The organism is Longimycelium tulufanense (genome assembly GCF_014645795.1).
Classification (GTDB): Bacteria; Actinomycetota; Actinomycetes; order Mycobacteriales; family Pseudonocardiaceae; genus Longimycelium; species Longimycelium tulufanense.
In genome coordinates, this window is the sequence record NZ_BMMK01000025.1 from 39,220 (window position 1) to 56,391 (window position 17,172).

General features: G+C 68.2%; 11 protein-coding genes and 2 pseudogenes. 5 read left to right on the plus strand and 8 right to left on the minus strand.

Features of this window, described 5'->3' with window-relative positions; genetic code table 11:
* Window positions 1-21 precede the first annotated feature (21 nt).
* The 3 genes from IEY55_RS22385 to IEY55_RS22395 all read right to left on the minus strand — a co-directional run bounded on the left by IEY55_RS22385 (window position 22) and on the right by IEY55_RS22395 (window position 3,483).
* Window positions 22-996 (minus strand): dimethylarginine dimethylaminohydrolase family protein, encoded by a 975-nt coding sequence (locus IEY55_RS22385; RefSeq protein WP_189060499.1) that lies wholly within the window; start codon window positions 994-996, stop codon window positions 22-24.
* The gene (locus IEY55_RS22390; protein ID WP_189060500.1) at window positions 996-1,751 is read right to left on the minus strand and encodes a phosphatidylserine decarboxylase; all 756 of its coding nucleotides are present in this window, start codon (window positions 1,749-1,751) and stop codon (window positions 996-998) included. The genes IEY55_RS22385 and IEY55_RS22390 overlap by 1 nt, the downstream gene beginning before the upstream one ends.
* A 1,054-nt stretch (window positions 1,752-2,805) precedes the next feature.
* A complete protein-coding gene (locus IEY55_RS22395; RefSeq protein WP_189060501.1) occupies window positions 2,806-3,483 on the minus strand; it encodes an MBL fold metallo-hydrolase in 678 nt (225 codons plus the stop codon).
* Between the two features lie 536 nt (window positions 3,484-4,019).
* Here IEY55_RS22395 and IEY55_RS22400 point away from each other — a divergent pair.
* Window positions 4,020-5,300, plus strand: coding sequence for an acyltransferase family protein (locus IEY55_RS22400; RefSeq protein ID WP_229686640.1), 1,281 nt, complete (start codon window positions 4,020-4,022; stop codon window positions 5,298-5,300).
* On the opposite strand, the pseudogene IEY55_RS22405 reads toward IEY55_RS22400, so the two are convergent.
* Window positions 5,270-5,944 (minus strand): annotated as a pseudogene (locus tag IEY55_RS22405) (maleylpyruvate isomerase family mycothiol-dependent enzyme); the annotation flags it as partial. The gene IEY55_RS22400 and the pseudogene IEY55_RS22405 sit on opposite strands and share 31 nt — an antisense overlap.
* Window positions 5,945-6,206: 262 nt before the next feature.
* Here IEY55_RS22405 and IEY55_RS22410 point away from each other — a divergent pair.
* Together IEY55_RS22410 and uvrA are read left to right on the plus strand one after the other, a co-directional pair.
* Entirely contained in the window at window positions 6,207-7,502 is a 1,296-nt protein-coding gene (locus tag IEY55_RS22410) for an MFS transporter (RefSeq protein ID WP_229686641.1), read from the plus strand.
* Window positions 7,503-7,806: 304 nt separating this feature from the next.
* Window positions 7,807-10,689 carry an excinuclease ABC subunit UvrA gene (uvrA, locus tag IEY55_RS22415; RefSeq protein ID WP_189060503.1) on the plus strand — a complete coding sequence of 961 codons (2,883 nt, stop codon included), beginning with the start codon at window positions 7,807-7,809 and terminating at the stop codon, window positions 10,687-10,689.
* On the opposite strand, the gene IEY55_RS22420 is transcribed toward uvrA, so the two are convergent.
* Window positions 10,686-10,844, minus strand: coding sequence for a hypothetical protein (locus IEY55_RS22420; RefSeq protein ID WP_189060504.1), 159 nt, complete (start codon window positions 10,842-10,844; stop codon window positions 10,686-10,688). The genes uvrA and IEY55_RS22420 overlap by 4 nt on opposite strands.
* 20 nt (window positions 10,845-10,864) lie before the next feature.
* Here IEY55_RS22420 and IEY55_RS33070 point away from each other — a divergent pair.
* A pseudogene (locus IEY55_RS33070) lies at window positions 10,865-10,984 on the plus strand (DUF397 domain-containing protein); the annotation flags it as partial.
* Between the two features lie 18 nt (window positions 10,985-11,002).
* Here IEY55_RS33070 and IEY55_RS22430 read toward each other — a convergent pair.
* The 3 genes from IEY55_RS22430 to IEY55_RS22440 all read right to left on the minus strand — a co-directional run bounded on the left by IEY55_RS22430 (window position 11,003) and on the right by IEY55_RS22440 (window position 15,464).
* Window positions 11,003-12,061 carry an NAD(P)H-dependent glycerol-3-phosphate dehydrogenase gene (locus IEY55_RS22430; RefSeq protein WP_189060505.1) on the minus strand — a complete coding sequence of 353 codons (1,059 nt, stop codon included), beginning with the start codon at window positions 12,059-12,061 and terminating at the stop codon, window positions 11,003-11,005.
* Between the two features lie 116 nt (window positions 12,062-12,177).
* Window positions 12,178-13,764 carry an MFS transporter gene (locus tag IEY55_RS22435; RefSeq protein WP_189060506.1) on the minus strand — a complete coding sequence of 529 codons (1,587 nt, stop codon included), beginning with the start codon at window positions 13,762-13,764 and terminating at the stop codon, window positions 12,178-12,180.
* 269 nt (window positions 13,765-14,033) lie between these two features.
* On the minus strand, window positions 14,034-15,464 hold the full coding sequence (locus tag IEY55_RS22440; RefSeq protein WP_189060507.1) for an amino acid permease: 1,431 nt from the start codon (window positions 15,462-15,464) through the stop codon (window positions 14,034-14,036).
* Window positions 15,465-16,285: 821 nt separating this feature from the next.
* Here IEY55_RS22440 and IEY55_RS32175 point away from each other — a divergent pair.
* On the plus strand, window positions 16,286-17,110 hold the full coding sequence (locus tag IEY55_RS32175) for a calcium-binding protein (RefSeq protein WP_229686642.1): 825 nt from the start codon (window positions 16,286-16,288) through the stop codon (window positions 17,108-17,110).
* Window positions 17,111-17,172: the final 62 nt, after the last annotated feature.

Here is a 17,172-nt window from a genome sequence, read left to right on the forward strand (position 1 = left end):
CGCCGATGAGACGCAGTCGCCTCAGATCAGCTGGAACGCGTACGAGTACCGGTTGAGGTGCATCACCATGCAGGACAGCAACGCGCCACCCTTGTGGTACTCGCTGAGGTTGATCATGGTGAGCTCGAAACCCAGGTTCCCGGCGATATCCTCCAGCTCCCGGTTCTTCTCGACCTCGGCCCGGTAGTCCTCGGTACCCACCCTCAGATCGTGGATGTTCGAGGAGTTGAGGATGGTGTTGTGCATCCGCACGGAGTTACAGATGCCGTTGTAGCAGGAGTCCGAGGAGACGTCGATGATGTCGGTGTACCGTTCGAGCTCCTTGATCTCGTCTTCCTCGAACATCTCGGTGCACACCAGCGTCTGCTGTTTCGTGATCGGGAAGACGCTGCAGTCGAGGTGGTAGAGGTAGGGATCGGTCAACTCGACCTTGATGACCGTCATGTCGAACTCGCGTTCCATCCAGTCATAGGTCTCGCACTGGGAACGCTCTCCGTACCCGCCGACGTAGACGTTGTCATAGAGGTGCTTGAGCTCCGCCTCTCCCTCGAACCTGGTCTCCGGCACGTGAGTCCGGTACCCCATCGACTCGAAGAACCGTTTCCCCACCTCGGTCTCCCCGCGCCGCGGCAGCGAGGTGAAGTTGGACAGCACCACCGTGTTCTTCCCCGGCACGTGTTCCAGCACGACACCCAGGTTCGCGGTGAACACCAGGTCCTGCAGGCCCTCCGTCCGCGGTGTCGGCAACACGTACACCAGGGAGTCGCCGGCAAGATAGCTGTAAAGCTCGAGGAACTGCACCATCGCCTTCTTCGTATCGGGGACGCGCTCGGCGTCGGACAGCTCCTCCATCCACGCGTTGTTCGCGACCTCCGTGGTGTAGGAGAACGGCGCGTTGACGAGGAAAGCGGGCCGTGGCAACTGGGTCGGGTTCGCCACCTGCCACTCCGGCTCACCCGACCCGGCACTCCGGACCTGTGTGGTGGTCGAGGTCATCACGACCTTCCTTCCGTGGTAGCGGTGTCCCGCGCGTCCTTGTCGCGGATGTGCACGAGCGGATCGATGCCAGCCTCGACATGGTCGCCGGGCCGCTGCAGTGGCAGTAACTCGAAGTGCTCCGACAGCGGGATGATCAGGTCCACCTGTGAGCCGTAGCGAATCTGGGAGAAGCGGTCCCCCTGGGATGCGAACTGGTTCTGTTTCAACTCGAACGGTGTGATTGCATCCACGTCGTAGTCGGCCACCTGCAGCACGTAGTACGGCTGACCGAGGTCCGGGTTGTCGAACCGGTTCACCACGCGCTGATTGTTGTGCAGGTACTCGGCCTTGTCCGTGGTGATCCGTAGTTCTTCGAGCAGGCCCTTCTCCACGTCCAGCATCGGGAGGTTCAGCGTGCCGATCGGGTCGAGCTCCCGGTACGACAGGCGCCCGGAGTACGGCACCCGGTTGACGTGTACGTCGAAGAAGGTCATGAAGATCCCGATGACCAGGCTCGCGTCCTCGTACGAGGGGTCGCGCAGGGCGTCCCGCACCGAGTACGACCTGCCCTTGATGTCGACGAGGCACCCGTCCGCCGCGACGACGTTCTGGTAGAGAATGATCCCGTCGGCCGGCGAGAAGAAGTAGTACGGATCGATGTAGGCCGGCCGGATGGGGTCGCGGAAGAAATGGTACTGAGACAGCCACGCCAGTGACTTGCCCTGCACCTCACGTACTTCGTCCTCAACCCACTCCTGTAATGATTTCGCCATGTTCGTTGCAACTCCGTAGCACCAACTCTGGTCACCGTCCGCGGTCCCGGTCAGCACACTCGATCCGGACCGCCCGGGTCCGCCGGTGAGCATTGGGCGGTGAGCACGACAAGGATGAAATCCCGATGCCGTAACTGATCTTGTGCTGAGTACTGGTCAGTCATCACATGAGACCAGCCGCCAACACGAACGGCTGACGCGCGTGTCACGGTGTAGCGCCGTCGCTGCTCCGTCGGTTGGTGTTGCCCCTCCAGTGGGTCGACGGTACTGCTCGGCGGACATCGGCAGAAGGCGCCATTCGCCTGAACCTCATCACGGGTGCACGGGGGAAGTAGGGCCCGAACGGAGCAGCAGAATCTTCACTGCAAACATATCCGACCGAAGGGTCATTGATGTGAGGATCTTACGTCATCGGATCGGATGGCACCAATAACCGGAGCCAATCGGGGCAGCGCGAGCGCCGACGCATGCTTTCGCCCGAGGGTAGGTTCAGGCTGTTGATCTAATGAGAGATCGTGAATGTCTGGTGATAGCCCCGAATCTGGACCGTGATCACCGTGCCGGCGCCAGGGTAGCGGGCCTGCGGGGTACTGCGCTGATCGCGGGAGGGTGGGCTGCTGAACGCGAGGAGGGTGACCTCACCGATCTCGGTGGCCGCAACCGGTCCACGTACGCGGAGGTTCGTTGGACGGCAAGGACAGTTCGCGCGCAGGCCGTGCGTGGGGCGGTGAGGTGATCGCGCCGAGGGTCCAGCGAGCGACTCGTTGCTCCGAAAGGACCCATTCCATGGGAAGCGCCGCCTGGAAGCGCTCACCGCTGGTCGTGTTGTCCAGCAGCGACCAGGTCGGCCACTGCCGGTCCTACGGCTCGAGCACGTCGCACAGGACGAGCTTCGTATCGGTCTGCGCGATCGCGCGCCGGCTGGTGGCGTTTTCCACGCACCACGGCTCGGCCGAGCTCAGCGCGGTCTCCCACTCGTCGAGACGGGTCCTCGTATCCCGACCGAACGGGGCCCCCTACTGTTGCGGCGGCCCCGTTCGGGAAGTCCGAGGCGTCACCAGCCGCGCTGGCGCCATTCCGTGAGCTTGGGGCGCTCGTTGCCGAGCGTGGAGTCGTCGCCGTGGCCGGGGTAGAACCAGGTGTCGTCCGGCAGCACGTCGAAGATCCGGTGTTCGACGTCGTCGACCAGCGACTCGAAGTCCGCCTTGCTCCAGGTCTTCCCAACCCCACCCGGGAACAGCGAGTCGCCGGTGAAGAGGTGCGGGTGGCCCTCCGGGTCGCGGTACAGCAGCGCGATCGATCCCGGCGTGTGCCCGCGCAGGTGGATGACCTCCAGCTCGCAGTCGCCGACGGACACCACGTCACCATGCTCGACCAGCTGGTCCGGGGGCACCGGCAGCTCCGGCGCGTCCGCGGGGTGCGCCACCGTGTTCGCCCCGGTCGCCCCGGCGACCGCCCCCAGCGCCTGCCAGTGGTCGCCGTGCCGGTGCGTCGTCACGATCGTGGTGAGCTGCGGGCGGTCCGCACCGTGCCCGACAAGGTCCGACAACCGCTCCGGGTCGTTGGCCGCGTCCACGAGCAGAGCCTGCCCGGTGCGCCGACACGTCAGCAGGTAGGTGTTGTTGTCCATCGGCCCGACGGACACCTTAGTGATCGTCAGCGCCGGCAACGTGCGCCGCGCGGCCGGCCCGCCGGGCTCGACGTGACCGGTGTAGTCCTCGAGAACCTCCACGGGCCCGACCGTAGCCGGTACCGCGCCCGCCGCTCCACAGCGACCCGGCCGCAGGGGTCGAAAGCCGGCGGCGACATGACCCGGGAGACAGTCCGCAAACCGCGAAGCGGACCGGGGTGTGGGGCAGTCGTCATTTGCCGCAGGCCGCTTGGCGGCGCCGAAAACCCAACAGGTGTTGGAAGCGGCATCCCCGCCTCGCTGACCCGTGACAGGCGCTGCGGCAGCGCCGCGCGGGAGACAGGAACGGGCCGCCGGCTCTCCGGCGGGAGCGGCTCGACCTGGGCAACAGTGTGCCTCATGCAGGCACCTCGGCGAGCGGCCGACGGCCCTCTGGCACGATCCCCACCCGAAGGACCACCACCATCCACCGGAAGGACACCGACGGCAGCCCTTCTCAGTCTCCGTTCAGGTCCGCCCCCTACCCTTACCGACGTGTAAAAAGATCTTGCCTGAAGCGAGCCCCCCGAACTCGTTACCCCAGGTGAACATTGCCCCGAACACAGTCCTCCGCGTCCCGACCCCCGACCTCTCGCCGCGTGAGCTGGGACCTGCTCCGGGTCCTTGCGGTGTTCGCGGTCGTCGTACAGCACGCGACGCACCAGGGACCGGCCAGCCACCCCGAGCTGGGCCCGGCCGCGTTCACGATGTCGCTGCAGTTCGGCGCGAGCACCCTGCTCGTCGTCTCGGCGTTCTTCGTCTGTGCCACCATCCGCCGCGGCCGGCCGCTGCGCTGGTGGTGGAACCGGGTGGCCCGCCTGCTGCCGCCGTACCTGGCCGCCGTGCTGTTCACCTATGCCGTGGTGGACCTCGCGGCGATCCCTGGCTGGTACCACCCGAACAAGGTCGACCTCGTCGGCAACCTGCTGATGGTGCAGGCGTGGTTCCCCGACGTCCATTACGTCGACGGCGCCTACTGGACCCTGCCCATCCAGCTCATCGCCTTCACGGCCGCGGCCCTGTTGTGGCCCAGCCGTTGGATGCGGGGCTGGCGGGGACCGGCCACCCTGTGGGCGATCATCGTCGTCCCGATGCTGCTCAAGGAGTGGCGGACCGGTGACGCGCCACAGCTCATGCAGTCCCTCTACGACGGCCTCGGCACGCACCGGGCACACCTGTTCGGTGCCGGCGCCGCCATCTGGCTGTGGAGCCGCAACCGGCTCGCCAGCTGGCACCTGGCCGCACTTCTGGTGGCCGTGCTGATGGCACAGGAGGTCCAGGCATCCGACCTGCCCTCCACGACCGCGTTCGGCGTGATGCTGCTGCTGGTGTGCCTGGCCGCCAGCGGGCCGGACTGGGAGGTCGCCACCACCCGCCCACTCCGCCGGCCCATCCAGTTCCTGGCCGGTATCTCCTTCGGCGTCTACCTCCTCAACCAGGACGTCGGCTATGTCACCGCGCGCTGGCTGCTCGACAGGGGCGCCGGCCCGTGGACCCGACTCCTGGCCGTGATCGCCCTCGCGGTGCTGCTGGGCTGGCTGCTCACCGTCCTGGTGGAACGCCCCGTGCACCGGCTGCTGACCGGCCCGGTCGTGCGACCACTGGCCACGCTGCGCCGCAGCGTGGGGCTGGGGGAGCGCTGGGGCACCCGGTTCGCGCAGGCACTCCGGCTCGGCCGGGCCCTGGGCGAGGAGAACCGACGCGAGCGGGAGCGCGCCGTCTCGGCCGAGCCCGATCAGGCCCAGGGCGGCAGCTCCGGCAGCTCGCCGGCCAGCGTGCTGCCGTCCCCGCGGCCGGTCAGCCAGGCGAGCACGGCGGAGGCACCGCCCCGGATCGGCGACACCGTGGAGCCGGCGCCGTTCACGTCCCAGTCCCGCTGACGGCCGCCCGGCAGCTCGACCCGCAACCGCATGGGCGGCACGTCCGCGCGACCGTGGTATGCCCGGATGACGTCCTCCAGAAGCACCTCGAGGTGCTCGTCGGAGATGTCGTCGAAACCGAAGTCGCGGTCGAGGTCGACCAGATGTACCCAGACCTCGCGCAGCCGGAACCAGGGGATCTCGTCCGCCCGGAGCGGGCGCCCCTTGGGGCCGGTAACCTCGGCCCGCCAGGCGTCCGGGGAGAGCCTGGCGGCCGCCGACTCGAACCGCTCGCACGCGGCCCGCAGGTCCTCGTCCAGCAGCCGCCACGGCCGTTGCGCGCCTTCCTCGATGTCGGCGTCGCGGTCGGCCCGGCTGGTGTACATCTGGTGCTCGACCCCGGTCCGCGCCCAGGTCAGCAGGTTCACCAACGCGTCGGCGTTGCGCGCGAGGTGGGTGATGACGTGGGCGCGTGACCAGCCCGGGCACAGGCTCGGGCCATGTGCCGTGGACTCGTCCATCTGGTCCACCACCTCGAGCAGCCGGTCGGTGGCCAGCCGCAGGGCGTCCAGCCCGGCGGCGGCCCGCTCGCCGGCCTGGGTGGCGGCGGTCGACCTGGCGTGGGCCATCGACTCGAGGTCCGGTCGGGTCTCCGCTGCGGCCATGGCGCCCTCCCGGGTGGGGGTGGGTGATCCGGTATCGACCAGCGTAGGTGCCGTCACGTACTCGCTGGTAGACCCGAACGGGGTGCCGCATCGATCCGGTTGCGGTGGGTGTTTCCGCTGGTCACCCCGGGTGATCGGGGTGGGCGGTGAAATCGGGCAAGATCCCTCTTTCTCCCAGGAATCGGGACGATTCCGTCCACTTGTTGGAACACTGCCACCGGCTCGGGTTAGCTCGGGGAGGACCGAGGTGGGAGGAGGGCGGGTGAGTAGCACCCTGAGCGTGGCCCCGCCCACGGGACACGTGAACCGGCGGCGTGGCTTGGTGGCCGCATCCGTGGGCAACGCCCTGGAATGGTTCGACTGGAACGCTTACGCGATCTTCGCGGGTTTCTTCGCGCCCCGGTTCTTCCCACCCGGCAACGAGACAACGGCGCTGCTCAGCACCCTTGCCATCTTCGCCGTCGGCTTCTTCTTCCGCCCGTTGGGCGGCGCACTGATCGCCGCGTTCACCGACCGGAAGGGTCGCCGCGCGGGGCTGCTGCTGTCGGTGTTGTTCATGGCCGGGGGAAGCCTGCTCATCGCCGTTTCGCCGACCTACGAGCGGATCGGACTGCTGGCCCCGGCCCTGTTGCTGCTCGCCCGGGTGGCGCAGGGCCTGTCGGCGGGCGGTGAGTACGCCGCCTCCGCGACCTATCTCGCCGAGCTGGCGCCTTCGAACCGGCGTGGCCTCTACTCGAGCTTCCTCTACCTGAGCGTCACGGTCGGCACCGTGGCCGCCTCCCTGCTCGCGACGGTGCTCACCGGAGTTCTCGGCAAGGAAGCGGTCGCCGAGTGGGGATGGCGCATCCCGTTCGCGATCGGTGCGCTGCTCGGGGTCTACGGCATGTACCTGCGGCGTGCACTGGGCGAGACCGAGGCATACGTGACGGGCAGGAACCGGCGGGTACCTCGGCCAACCGTGGAGGTGCTGCGCCGACACCCGTTCGACGCGTTGCGCGTCGTCGGCTTCACGGTCGGGGCCACAACCGCCTACTACACGTTCGCCGTCTACCTGCCCACCTACGCGCAGAAGGCACACGGAGTCTCGACGTCGGCGGCGTTGTGGGCCTCGGTTGCCGCGCAGCTCGTGATGTTGGTTGCGTTGCCGTTGCTCGGGATCATGTCCGACCGGATCGGCCGACGCCCGCTGTTGATCATCTTCGCCGCCGGTTACGTGCTGCTTGTTGTGCCCTTGTTCTCCCTGCTTGGCCCCTCGGCGTGGTCGTTGTTCGCCGCAATGGCGATCGGGCTGCTGCTCTTCTCGTGCTATGGCGCGGTGGCGCCAACAGCGATGGCCGAGCTCTTCCCCACAGAGGTCCGGACAGCCGGGATCGGGCTGCCCTACGCGCTCGCCGTCGCCGCGTTCGGCGGCACTGCCCCGTACATCGTGGAATGGCTCAACTCGACCGGGCGCGACGGCTGGTACCCGTGGTACCTCGCGACGCTGTGCCTGATCAGCCTTGGTGTCTACCTCGGCACCAGGGAGACCCGCACCACACGGTTGGAGACCATCCGCTGAGCAGCAGACCCAAGATCGTCGTGGCTGGGACCACGCCCTCGCGGTGCGGCCGTCCGGCCTCCGGCGGTTCGTCCTGGCCCGGTCAGGTTGAGGCTGGTGATTCCCATGGTGCGAAAGAGGCTCATGGGGGTGAGGCGAAACCAGGTCCGAGATCGACTGGGGAAGACCGGACCCGTCCGCCCGGTTGTTGTCAGAGAGCGGGCCTAGAGTGGTCGTCGGCTGTCTGGGTCGGCTGCCGCGCGGTGCGCGCGGCTGACGACCCCCAACCCATCACACCGGACCTGATCCGAAGGGACCTGTCCCAGTGGCCGACCGACTCGTCGTTCGCGGCGCCCGTGAGCACAACCTGCGTGGTGTGGACCTGGAGCTGCCGCGGGACAGCCTCATCGTGTTCACGGGCCTGTCCGGGTCGGGCAAGTCCAGCCTGGCGTTCGACACGATCTTCGCCGAGGGGCAGCGCCGGTACGTGGAGTCGCTGTCGGCCTATGCCCGGCAGTTCCTGGGCCAGATGGACAAGCCGGACGTCGACTTCATCGAGGGCCTGTCGCCCGCGGTGTCGATCGACCAGAAGTCCACCTCCCGCAACCCACGGTCCACGGTCGGCACGATCACCGAGATCTACGACTACCTGCGGCTGCTCTACTCCCGGGCGGGCAAGCCGCACTGCCCGACCTGTGGCGAGCTGATCAGCCGGCAGACCCCGCAACAGATCGTCGACCAGGTCCTGGCGATGGAGGCCGGCACCCGCTTCCAGGTGCTGGCGCCGGTGGTGCGCGGCCGCAAGGGCGAGTACGTCGACCTGTTCTCCCAACTGCAGACCCAGGGCTTCTCCCGGGTCCGGGTCGACGGCACGGTCCACCCGCTCACCGAGCCGCCCAAGCTGAAGAAGCAGGAGAAGCACGAGATCTCGGTCGTGGTCGACCGGCTCAGCGTCAAGCCCACCGCCAAGCAACGTCTCACCGACTCGGTGGAGACGGCACTGCGGCTCGCCGACGGCATCGTGGTGCTGGAGTTCGTCGACCTGCCGGAGAACGATCCGCACCGCGAGCGCGGCTTCTCCGAGAAGATGGCCTGCCCCAACGGTCATCCCCTGGCCGTGGAGGACCTGGAGCCGCGGTCGTTCTCGTTCAACTCGCCCTACGGCGCCTGTCCGGAGTGCACCGGCATCGGTGTACGCAAGGAGGTCGACCCCGAGCTGGTCGTCCCCGACGACGAGCTTTCCCTGGAAGACGGCGCCATCGCGCCCTGGAACACCGGCCACACCGCCGAGTACTTCACCCGCCTGCTGGAGGCGCTGTCGGAGGTGGTCGGATTCCGGATGGACGTGCCGTGGCGGCGGCTGCCGGCCCGGGCGCAGAAGGCGGTGCTGCACGGCATCGACGAGCAGGTCTATATCCGCTACCGCAACCGTTACGGCCGCCAACGTTCCTACTACGCCCACTTCGAGGGCGTGATCCCGTTCCTGGAGCGCAGGCTCGAGCAGACCGAGTCCGAGTACATGCGCGAGAAGTACGAGGGCTACATGCGGGAGGTGCCCTGCCCAGCCTGCCAGGGCAGCCGGCTCAGGCCGGAAATCCTCGCGGTCACCCTGGAACACGCCGAGCTGGGCGAGAAGTCCATCGCCGAGGTCTGCGCGATGAGCGTGGCCGACTGCGCGGAGTTCCTGTCCGATCTCGTGCTCGGCGAACGGGAACGGATGATCGCGGCGCGGGTGCTCAAGGAGGTCCACGCACGGCTGGGCTTCCTGCTCGACGTGGGCCTGGACTACCTCTCCCTGGATCGAGCGTCCGGCACGCTCTCCGGTGGCGAGGCACAGCGGATCCGCCTGGCCACCCAGATCGGGTCCGGGCTGGTCGGTGTGCTCTACGTGCTGGACGAGCCCTCGATCGGCTTGCACCAGCGGGACAATCACCGGCTCATCGACACCCTGACGAGGCTGCGCGACCTCGGCAACACCCTGATCGTCGTCGAACACGACGAGGACACCATCCGCACCTCGGACTGGGTGGTGGACATCGGTCCGGGAGCGGGGGAACACGGCGGCCGCATCGTGCACAGCGGCCCGGTCGAGGGTCTGTTGTCGCACGCGAACTCGCTGACGGGTGCGTACCTGTCGGGCCGCAAGCGCATCCCGGTGCCGACCACACGGCGTGCGGTGGACCGCAAGCGTCAGCTCACCGTGGTCGGCGCGCGGGAACACAACCTGCGCGGCATCGATGTGTCGTTCCCGCTGGGATGTTTGGTGTCTGTCACCGGCGTGTCCGGGTCCGGCAAGTCGACCCTGGTGAACGACATTTTGGCGCGGGTGCTGGCGAACAAGCTGAACGGCGCACGCCTGGTACCCGGCCGGCACACGCGGGTCAACGGGTTGCACCACGTGGACAAGCTGGTGCAGGTCGACCAGTCGCCGATCGGCCGGACCCCGCGTTCCAACCCGGCGACCTACACCGGCGTGTTCGACCACATCCGCAAGCTGTTCGCCGCCACGACGGAGGCGAAGGTTCGTGGCTACCAGCCCGGCCGGTTCTCGTTCAACGTCAAGGGCGGGCGCTGCGAGGCGTGCGCGGGCGACGGCACGATCAAGATCGAGATGAACTTCCTGCCGGACGTCTACGTGCCGTGCGAGGTGTGCAAGGGGGCCCGGTACAACCGGGAAACCCTGGAGGTGCACTACAAGGGCAAGACGATCTCGGAAGTGCTGGACATGCCGATCGAGGAGGCGTGCGAGTTCTTCCAGCCGATCAACGCCATCCACCGGCACCTGCGCACCCTGGTGGATGTGGGCCTGGGTTACGTGCGGCTGGGACAGCCGGCGCCGACGCTGTCCGGTGGTGAGGCGCAGCGCGTGAAGCTGGCCAGTGAGCTACAGAAGCGGTCGACGGGGAAGACGGTGTACATCCTCGACGAGCCCACGACGGGCCTGCACTTCGAGGACATCCGCAAGCTGCTGGCTGTCATCAGCGGCCTGGTGGACAAGGGGAACACGGTCATCGTCATCGAGCACAACCTCGACGTCATCAAGACCGCGGACTGGCTCATCGACATGGGGCCGGAAGGCGGCTCCGGCGGTGGAACGGTGATCTCCACCGGAACGCCCGAGGACGTGGCGGAGGACGAGGACAGTTACACCGGCCAGTTCCTCCGCCACACGCTCGGCCTCGAGGAGATGGAGTCGGCGAGCGCCTAACAGGGCGCAGGCTCGGACTCCAGTTCGTTAAGCGCGCGTTGGCCGAGAGACAGCACCTCGGCCAGACTCGTGCTCTCCAGGGAGAGCACGTAGTCCTCCTGGCTACCGAAGAGGAGCGTGGCGCGGTCGTTCTGCCGATCGACCTCGCACCGCACGGACACCCCGGCGCGTCACCAGCATCGGCGTGCGGGACTCCAAGAACCCGAGTGGTCCCGTCGTATCCTTCGGTCCCGCCGAGTGGGCGTCCTTCTTAGCCCCCGTACGGGCTGACCGCTACCAGCTTCCTCCGCCCTGAGCCGGTTCCGGCACCGCCTCACAGTCTCGGCAGGGCCGCGGCAACCACATCACTCACCGTGGCCTTCCCATCCACTAGGCCAATCATTGTCCGCAGGAGCGGGAGGCGGGGCCAGGCACCCTCCAGGCGTTGGTCGACCAAACGTTTCGCCAGACGTGCGGCCGGCACACCTTCCACCGTCTGCTCCGCTGCCGCCATCTCGGCGAGCGCGGTGGTCGGTGCCTGCCCCGCTCCCACCCGGCTCCCGTAGATCTTGTTTCGGCCGGACATTCCCGTCACCTCAAGATCCCCGGCCCCGGCCAGCCCGTACGCCGTGCTGGCCTCCCCACCCAGGGCCTCGACCAGGAACACCATCTCGGTCACCGCTCGCGCGAACACCGCCCCCTTGAGGTTGTCCGACGGCTGATGACCGCCCTTGCTGAGCCCGTCCGTGATCCCCAACGCGATCGCGTACACGTTCTTCAGTGAGGAGCACAGCTCCACGCCGGTCTCGTCCTCGGTGGCATGGGCTCGGTATACATCCGTGCCCATTCGGGTCGCGTACCGCTGGGCGAGTGCGCGATCGGCACAGCCGAAAACCGCTGCGGTGGGCCGTCCTGCAGCAACCTCGGTGGCCAGACACGGCCCACCGACCACGATGACCGGGACCGGCTCCCAACCCTGAGCCTGGATGGTGGCCTGTACCGCCTTGTGGAGCGGCCCCACCCGCCCTTCCGCGTTCGCCGCGAACCCCTTGCTCGTCAGCAGCAGGGCACGTACGCCGGTGAGGTAGGGGGTCGCCGCCGCCGTGGTGTCCACGACACCCGCCGAAGACGTCGAGAGGACCACCGTGTCGACGCCGTGCAGGGCTTCGGCGAACTCATCGCTGCGGTACAGGCGAACCCCGGCAGGAACCGGTACCCCCGTACGGGGGTGCGGTTGGCCGGCGGCGCACGCGTCCAGGAGGTGCTCGTCGTAGGCGGTTCCCCACAACCGCACTTCCCAGCCGGCGGCGCGCAGCGGGGTGGCCAGTGCCGACCCCATCGCACCCGCCCCGAGGACGGCGACCGTCCCGGCCCCGTCACCCGTCTCGGTCATGTGGCTCCCTCGCTTCACTACACAGGGAGCCTGCGGCCTGGCGCTTCGCCTCGCCAGTCGATCCCATGACGGGGTTCCGCCGGATGGCCGGGACGGGACCCAGCTTGCTGAGCAGGCTATGAATTGCTTGCCAGCGAGGTCATTTCCTCCTTCTCGGGCTGGTCCGCGGCCGGCTCCGTCTGCTCACCTGCCGATGTCGGGGGGACGTGCCGGAGCAGCACGGCAGACAGCGCCGAGGCCGCCAACACGATCACCGTGGCGGTGAAGGCCGCGACATGCAGTCCGTTGGTGAACGCGTCCCGAGCGGTGCGCAGCAGACCTGCGGCGAGCTGGTCGGGGAGCTGGGCCGCGGCCGCGACCGCCCCGCCGAGGGTGTCCCGCGCCGCCTCCGCGGCCGCCCCCGGGATCCCTTGAGGCAGGGAGACCTGTGCCCGGTAGATGGCGGTGGCGATGCTTCCGAAGATGGCCAGTCCCGCCGCGCCCCCGAACTCCTGGACGGTTTCCGACAGCGCGGCGGCCGCCCCGGCACGCTCCGGCGGTGCCGCCCCGACGACCATGTCGATCCCGAGTACGACCAGCGGGGAGCAGCCCAGGTAGAACAGCATCTGCCCGGCCACCATGATCGCCAGGCTGCCCGGGCCCCCGGACAGGGCCAGCAGTGCCATTCCCGGGGCGGCGAGCAGGAGCCCAACGGCCGCGAGGATCCCCGGGCGGTACCGGCGGGCGAGCCGCGGCGCGCCCAGGAACCCGACGACGACCGTCATCACCGGCGGGAGCGTCCACAGGCCCGCCTGCAGCGGCGTCAGCCCGAGCACGAGCTGCATGTACTGCGCAATGAGGAAACCAACGCCCGGCGCGATGAGCACGACGAGCATCAGCGTGACGATCGACGCGCTGAACTTCCTTATCCGGAACAGGTTCATGTCGAGCAGGGGATTGGCGAGCACGCGCTGCCGCCGGACGAACACCACGGCCAGCACGACCCCGGCGAGGAACGCCAGGACGGCCTCCGGTCCGAAACCGTATGCCGCGATCTCCTTGAGCCCGTAGATCATGGCGATCACGGCGGCGAGGCACAGCACGGCGCTGAGCAGGTCGATCCGGCCGGGCGCGGGGTCCCGGTACTCGGGCAGCAACAGCGGTCCCGCCACGATCAGCACCGCCATGATCGGCACATTGAGCATGAAGACCGAGCCCCACCAGAAGTGCTCCAGCAGGATCCCACCGACGAGCGGCCCGATCGCCATACCGCCCATGAAGCCGGTCATCCACACGCTGATGGCGACCGTGCGTTGCGCTGGGTCGTGGAACATGTTGCGGATCAGGGACATCGTCGAGGGCATCAGTGTCGCCCCCGCGACGCCCAGCAGCGCCCTCGCGGCGATGAGTGCGCCCGCCGTCGGTGCGTAGGCGGCCAGGAGCGAGACCAGCCCGAACGCCACCGTACCGATCAACAGCAGCCGCCGCCGGCCGATGCGGTCGCCCAGCACGCCCATCGGAATGAGGAAACCGGCGACGAGGAAGCCGTAGATGTCGGTGATCCACAGCAACTGTGCGCTGCTGGGCTGCAGGTCGGCACTCAGCTTCGGCAACGCCAGGTGGAGCACGCTCATGTCGACGGCCAGCAACACCGTCGGCAGCATGAGAACGGCGAGCCCGGCCCATTCTCGCCGTCCCGCGCGGGACGGTGGGTCTGCGGTCATAGCTCGACGCTAAGACCTCGACCACACTGGAGAACAAGTCGTTTTCTCCGGATTGGACTGATCACCGCCAGATATGTGGTGAGTTGCACAACAAGGTCGAGATCAACAGCTGAGGATTCCGTCAGCGGTGCCATTGTTGCTCGCCGTGCGCGGAGACAGCATCGCAACGGGAGGTGGCCACCCTCCGTGGGCGAGTGGCTACTCCGGACACAGCGGCCCCGGGCCGATCATCTACCGGGCCTGGGGCCACTTCCTTGCAAGCGCGCTCGCTACCGCGCCGCAAGCCTGCGCTGGCGAAGCCACCCGCTCAGCGCCAGCGCACCGGCGACCACCGCGGTCGTCACCAGCTGCACGCGCGTCTCCTCATTCATCCCCATCAGCACGAGCACCGCCCCGATTCCGGCCACCGACAGCCAGGTCAGGTAGGGATGCCACGGCATCCGTGCCACCAGCTTCTCCGGTGCCTCGCGTTCCAGGCGCCGCCGCAACCGCAACTGCGACACCGCGGTGAAAGCCCAGACCACCAAAGTCGCCCCACCAACGGCATTGAGCAGCCACCGGAACACCGTGTCCGGCCACCAATAGGCGAGCAGCACCGTGAAGAACCCGAACGCGGAGGACGCGAGCACCGCCCTGCGCGGCACGCCCGCGGTCACCCCGGCAAGCACCCGCGGTCCCTGCCCGCGCCGCACCAACGAGAACGCCATCCGGGAGGACCCGTAGATGTTGGCGTTGATCGCCGAGAGCAGTGCGATCAGAACGACCACGTTCATGATCTGGCCCGCCCCGGGAATCTGGAGGCGGTCCAGCACCGCGACATACGGGCCGGCGTTCTTCAGTTCCGACGCGTTCCACGGCAGCAGCGTGACGATCACCGCCATCGAGCCGACGTAGAACACCAGGATCCGCCAGATCGCCGAGCGCACCGCCTTACCGACCGCCTCCGAGGGGCGCTCGGACTCGGCCGCGGCGATGGTCACCGTCTCCAGCCCGGCGTAGGCGGCGACGGCGGTCAGCAGGCCGGCCACGAACCCGCCCGTTCCGTTCGGGAACAGCCCGCCGTCACCGGTGAGGTGGGACAGCCCCGGTGCCGGGGTCCCCGGCAGCACACCGAGGATCGCCAGCGACCCCAGGACCAGGAAGAACACGATCGCGCCGATCTTCAGCGCGGCGAACCAGAACTCCGCCTCGCCGAAATTGCGCACCGCGGCCAGGTTGGTGCCGCAGAACACGATCATGATGAGCAGGATCCACGCCCACGGCGGCACCATCGGCACCCAGCCGTGCACGATCTCCGCGGCGCCGATGGCCTCGATCCCCACCCCGACGACCAGCAGCGACCAGTACATCCACCCGCTGGTCAGACCGGCCCACGGGCCGATCGCCCGCTCGGCGTAGACCGAGAACGACCCGGCGGCGGGTGCGGCCGCGGACATCTCGCCCAGGATCCGCATCATCAGCATCACCAGGCCACCGGCGAGCAGGTAGCCCAGCACGATCGACGGCCCGGCCGCGGCGATACCGGCACGGGAGCCCACGAACAGGCCCGCACCGATGACCCCGCCCAGCGCGATCATGGCGAGGTGCCGCTGCCGGAGGCCGTGCCCCAGTAGGCGGCTACCGTCATCGACCCCGGTACGGGTGGGCTCCGCCGCGGCCGGGCGGGCGTCGGTCGGTGTTGGTCCAGGAGGCGCGGACATGTGGTGACCCCAACGATGGAAAGTGCTCATTCGAAGCGCCCGAATAACGCACGCGTGCGACGTGCGTCGGGATTCGGGCTACTGTTCCCTACGGTGCCCGGAGAAATAGCCGTTCGTGCTTTGCGGCGATCTCGTGGGCCGACCGGCTCACGACGAGTTACCGGCAACGACCCGCATGAGCGGGAGAAAATCTTCCGGCCCCGCGGCCCCGCTTGTGTTCGGGCTCGCCACCCGCGGGGCGGGCAGTGGAAGCTCGACCCATACCCCGTGCGCTCCCAGATAGTGAGACGCGACTGGTCGTGGGCGGGGCTGGGTTTCGGGCATGACCGCCACCGTACCTGACGCATCTGCGCCCTCGAGCAGGATCTTCCTCACTCCTGTCCCGGATTGTGAGAGCAGTGTTCGGATCCGACGCGATGACGGGCAATGATCGCGCTGCCGGTTCGCGTGACAACTTTCAGTAGTTTTGTCGAGCGATCGCCCAACGGCGTGCATTGCGCTCGGTTCGTTTCCTCCACATCAGGTTCGGCGTTCGGCTGCCTCGCCCTGCGTCCACCGGGACGCTCCGCTCGGCAGCGATTGGCCGCTTTCCGGCGTGACACGTTCCAGTACGGTCAGTGACCGAAGTTGATCGCCGCGGAGGGTACGTATTCACGCCAGTGGTCGAAGCCTTTCCGTTGTCACCCCAGACCCAGCCGCCGCCAAACGCCGAAAGGCGTTGCACCGTACGGACAACCACGCAACCGAGGGGCTCGTCATGCCATGCCTCGGGGGTCCCTCGCGACGCAAAGGACGCAGTCCGTAGGACCGGAGGGAGTCACATGAAGGTTCTGTCCCGCGCCCTGATGGTGGGCGCAAGCGCATGCCTGCAGTTTCCGCTCCTCGCCGCGACCGGCCAGGCGGCCGGGGCACTGCCCGCGGCGCCGACCAGCGGCGAGACGCTGGTGGTCAAGGCCGGCACCGAGATCGTGGTCGTGGCGTCCCCGAACGTCGCCAACGACATCACGATCTTCCAGGTCGGCGACCGCTACTGGGTGAGCGACCGCAACGCGGCCACCAAGGTCAGCGGCGAGTGCACGCTGACCGGCAACCAGGCGAGCTGTCCCGCCGCGAACACGACCGCCATCATCGTCCACGTCGGCAACATGAACGACGTCGTCTTCGCGAACATCAACCTCCCCGGCATGACCATCTTCGGCGCTGCCGGCAACGACCACCTCGTGGGCGGCGAGGCGAACGACACGCTCAGCGGCGGCCCGGGCGACGACACCCTGGTGGGCGGCTCCGGGAACGACACGATCGACGGCGACGAGGGCAACGACGACCTGTCCGGAGGCCCCGGCAACGACACGCTCAACGGTGGACAGGGACGCGACGTTCTCTCCGGCGGCAACGGGAACGACACCCTCGAAGGTGCCGACAATGCCGACGAGCTCAACGGCGGTCCCGGGAACGACTTCCTTGACGGCGGCGCCGGCAACGACCGTCTGGTCGGGAGTGCGGGCTTCGACAGCCATCTCGGCGGGCCGGGGCACGACCGCATCGACGCGGTGGACGGGGTGTCCCGCAACGACCGGGTCGACGGCGGCCACGACCGGGACGCCTGCGCCGCGGACCGTGGCGACTTCGTCACCAACTGCCCCTGACGGGTCTCCTCCTGCCGGCCTGAGTGACCGGCCCAGCCGGCGGTGAGCGACCAACCGATCGG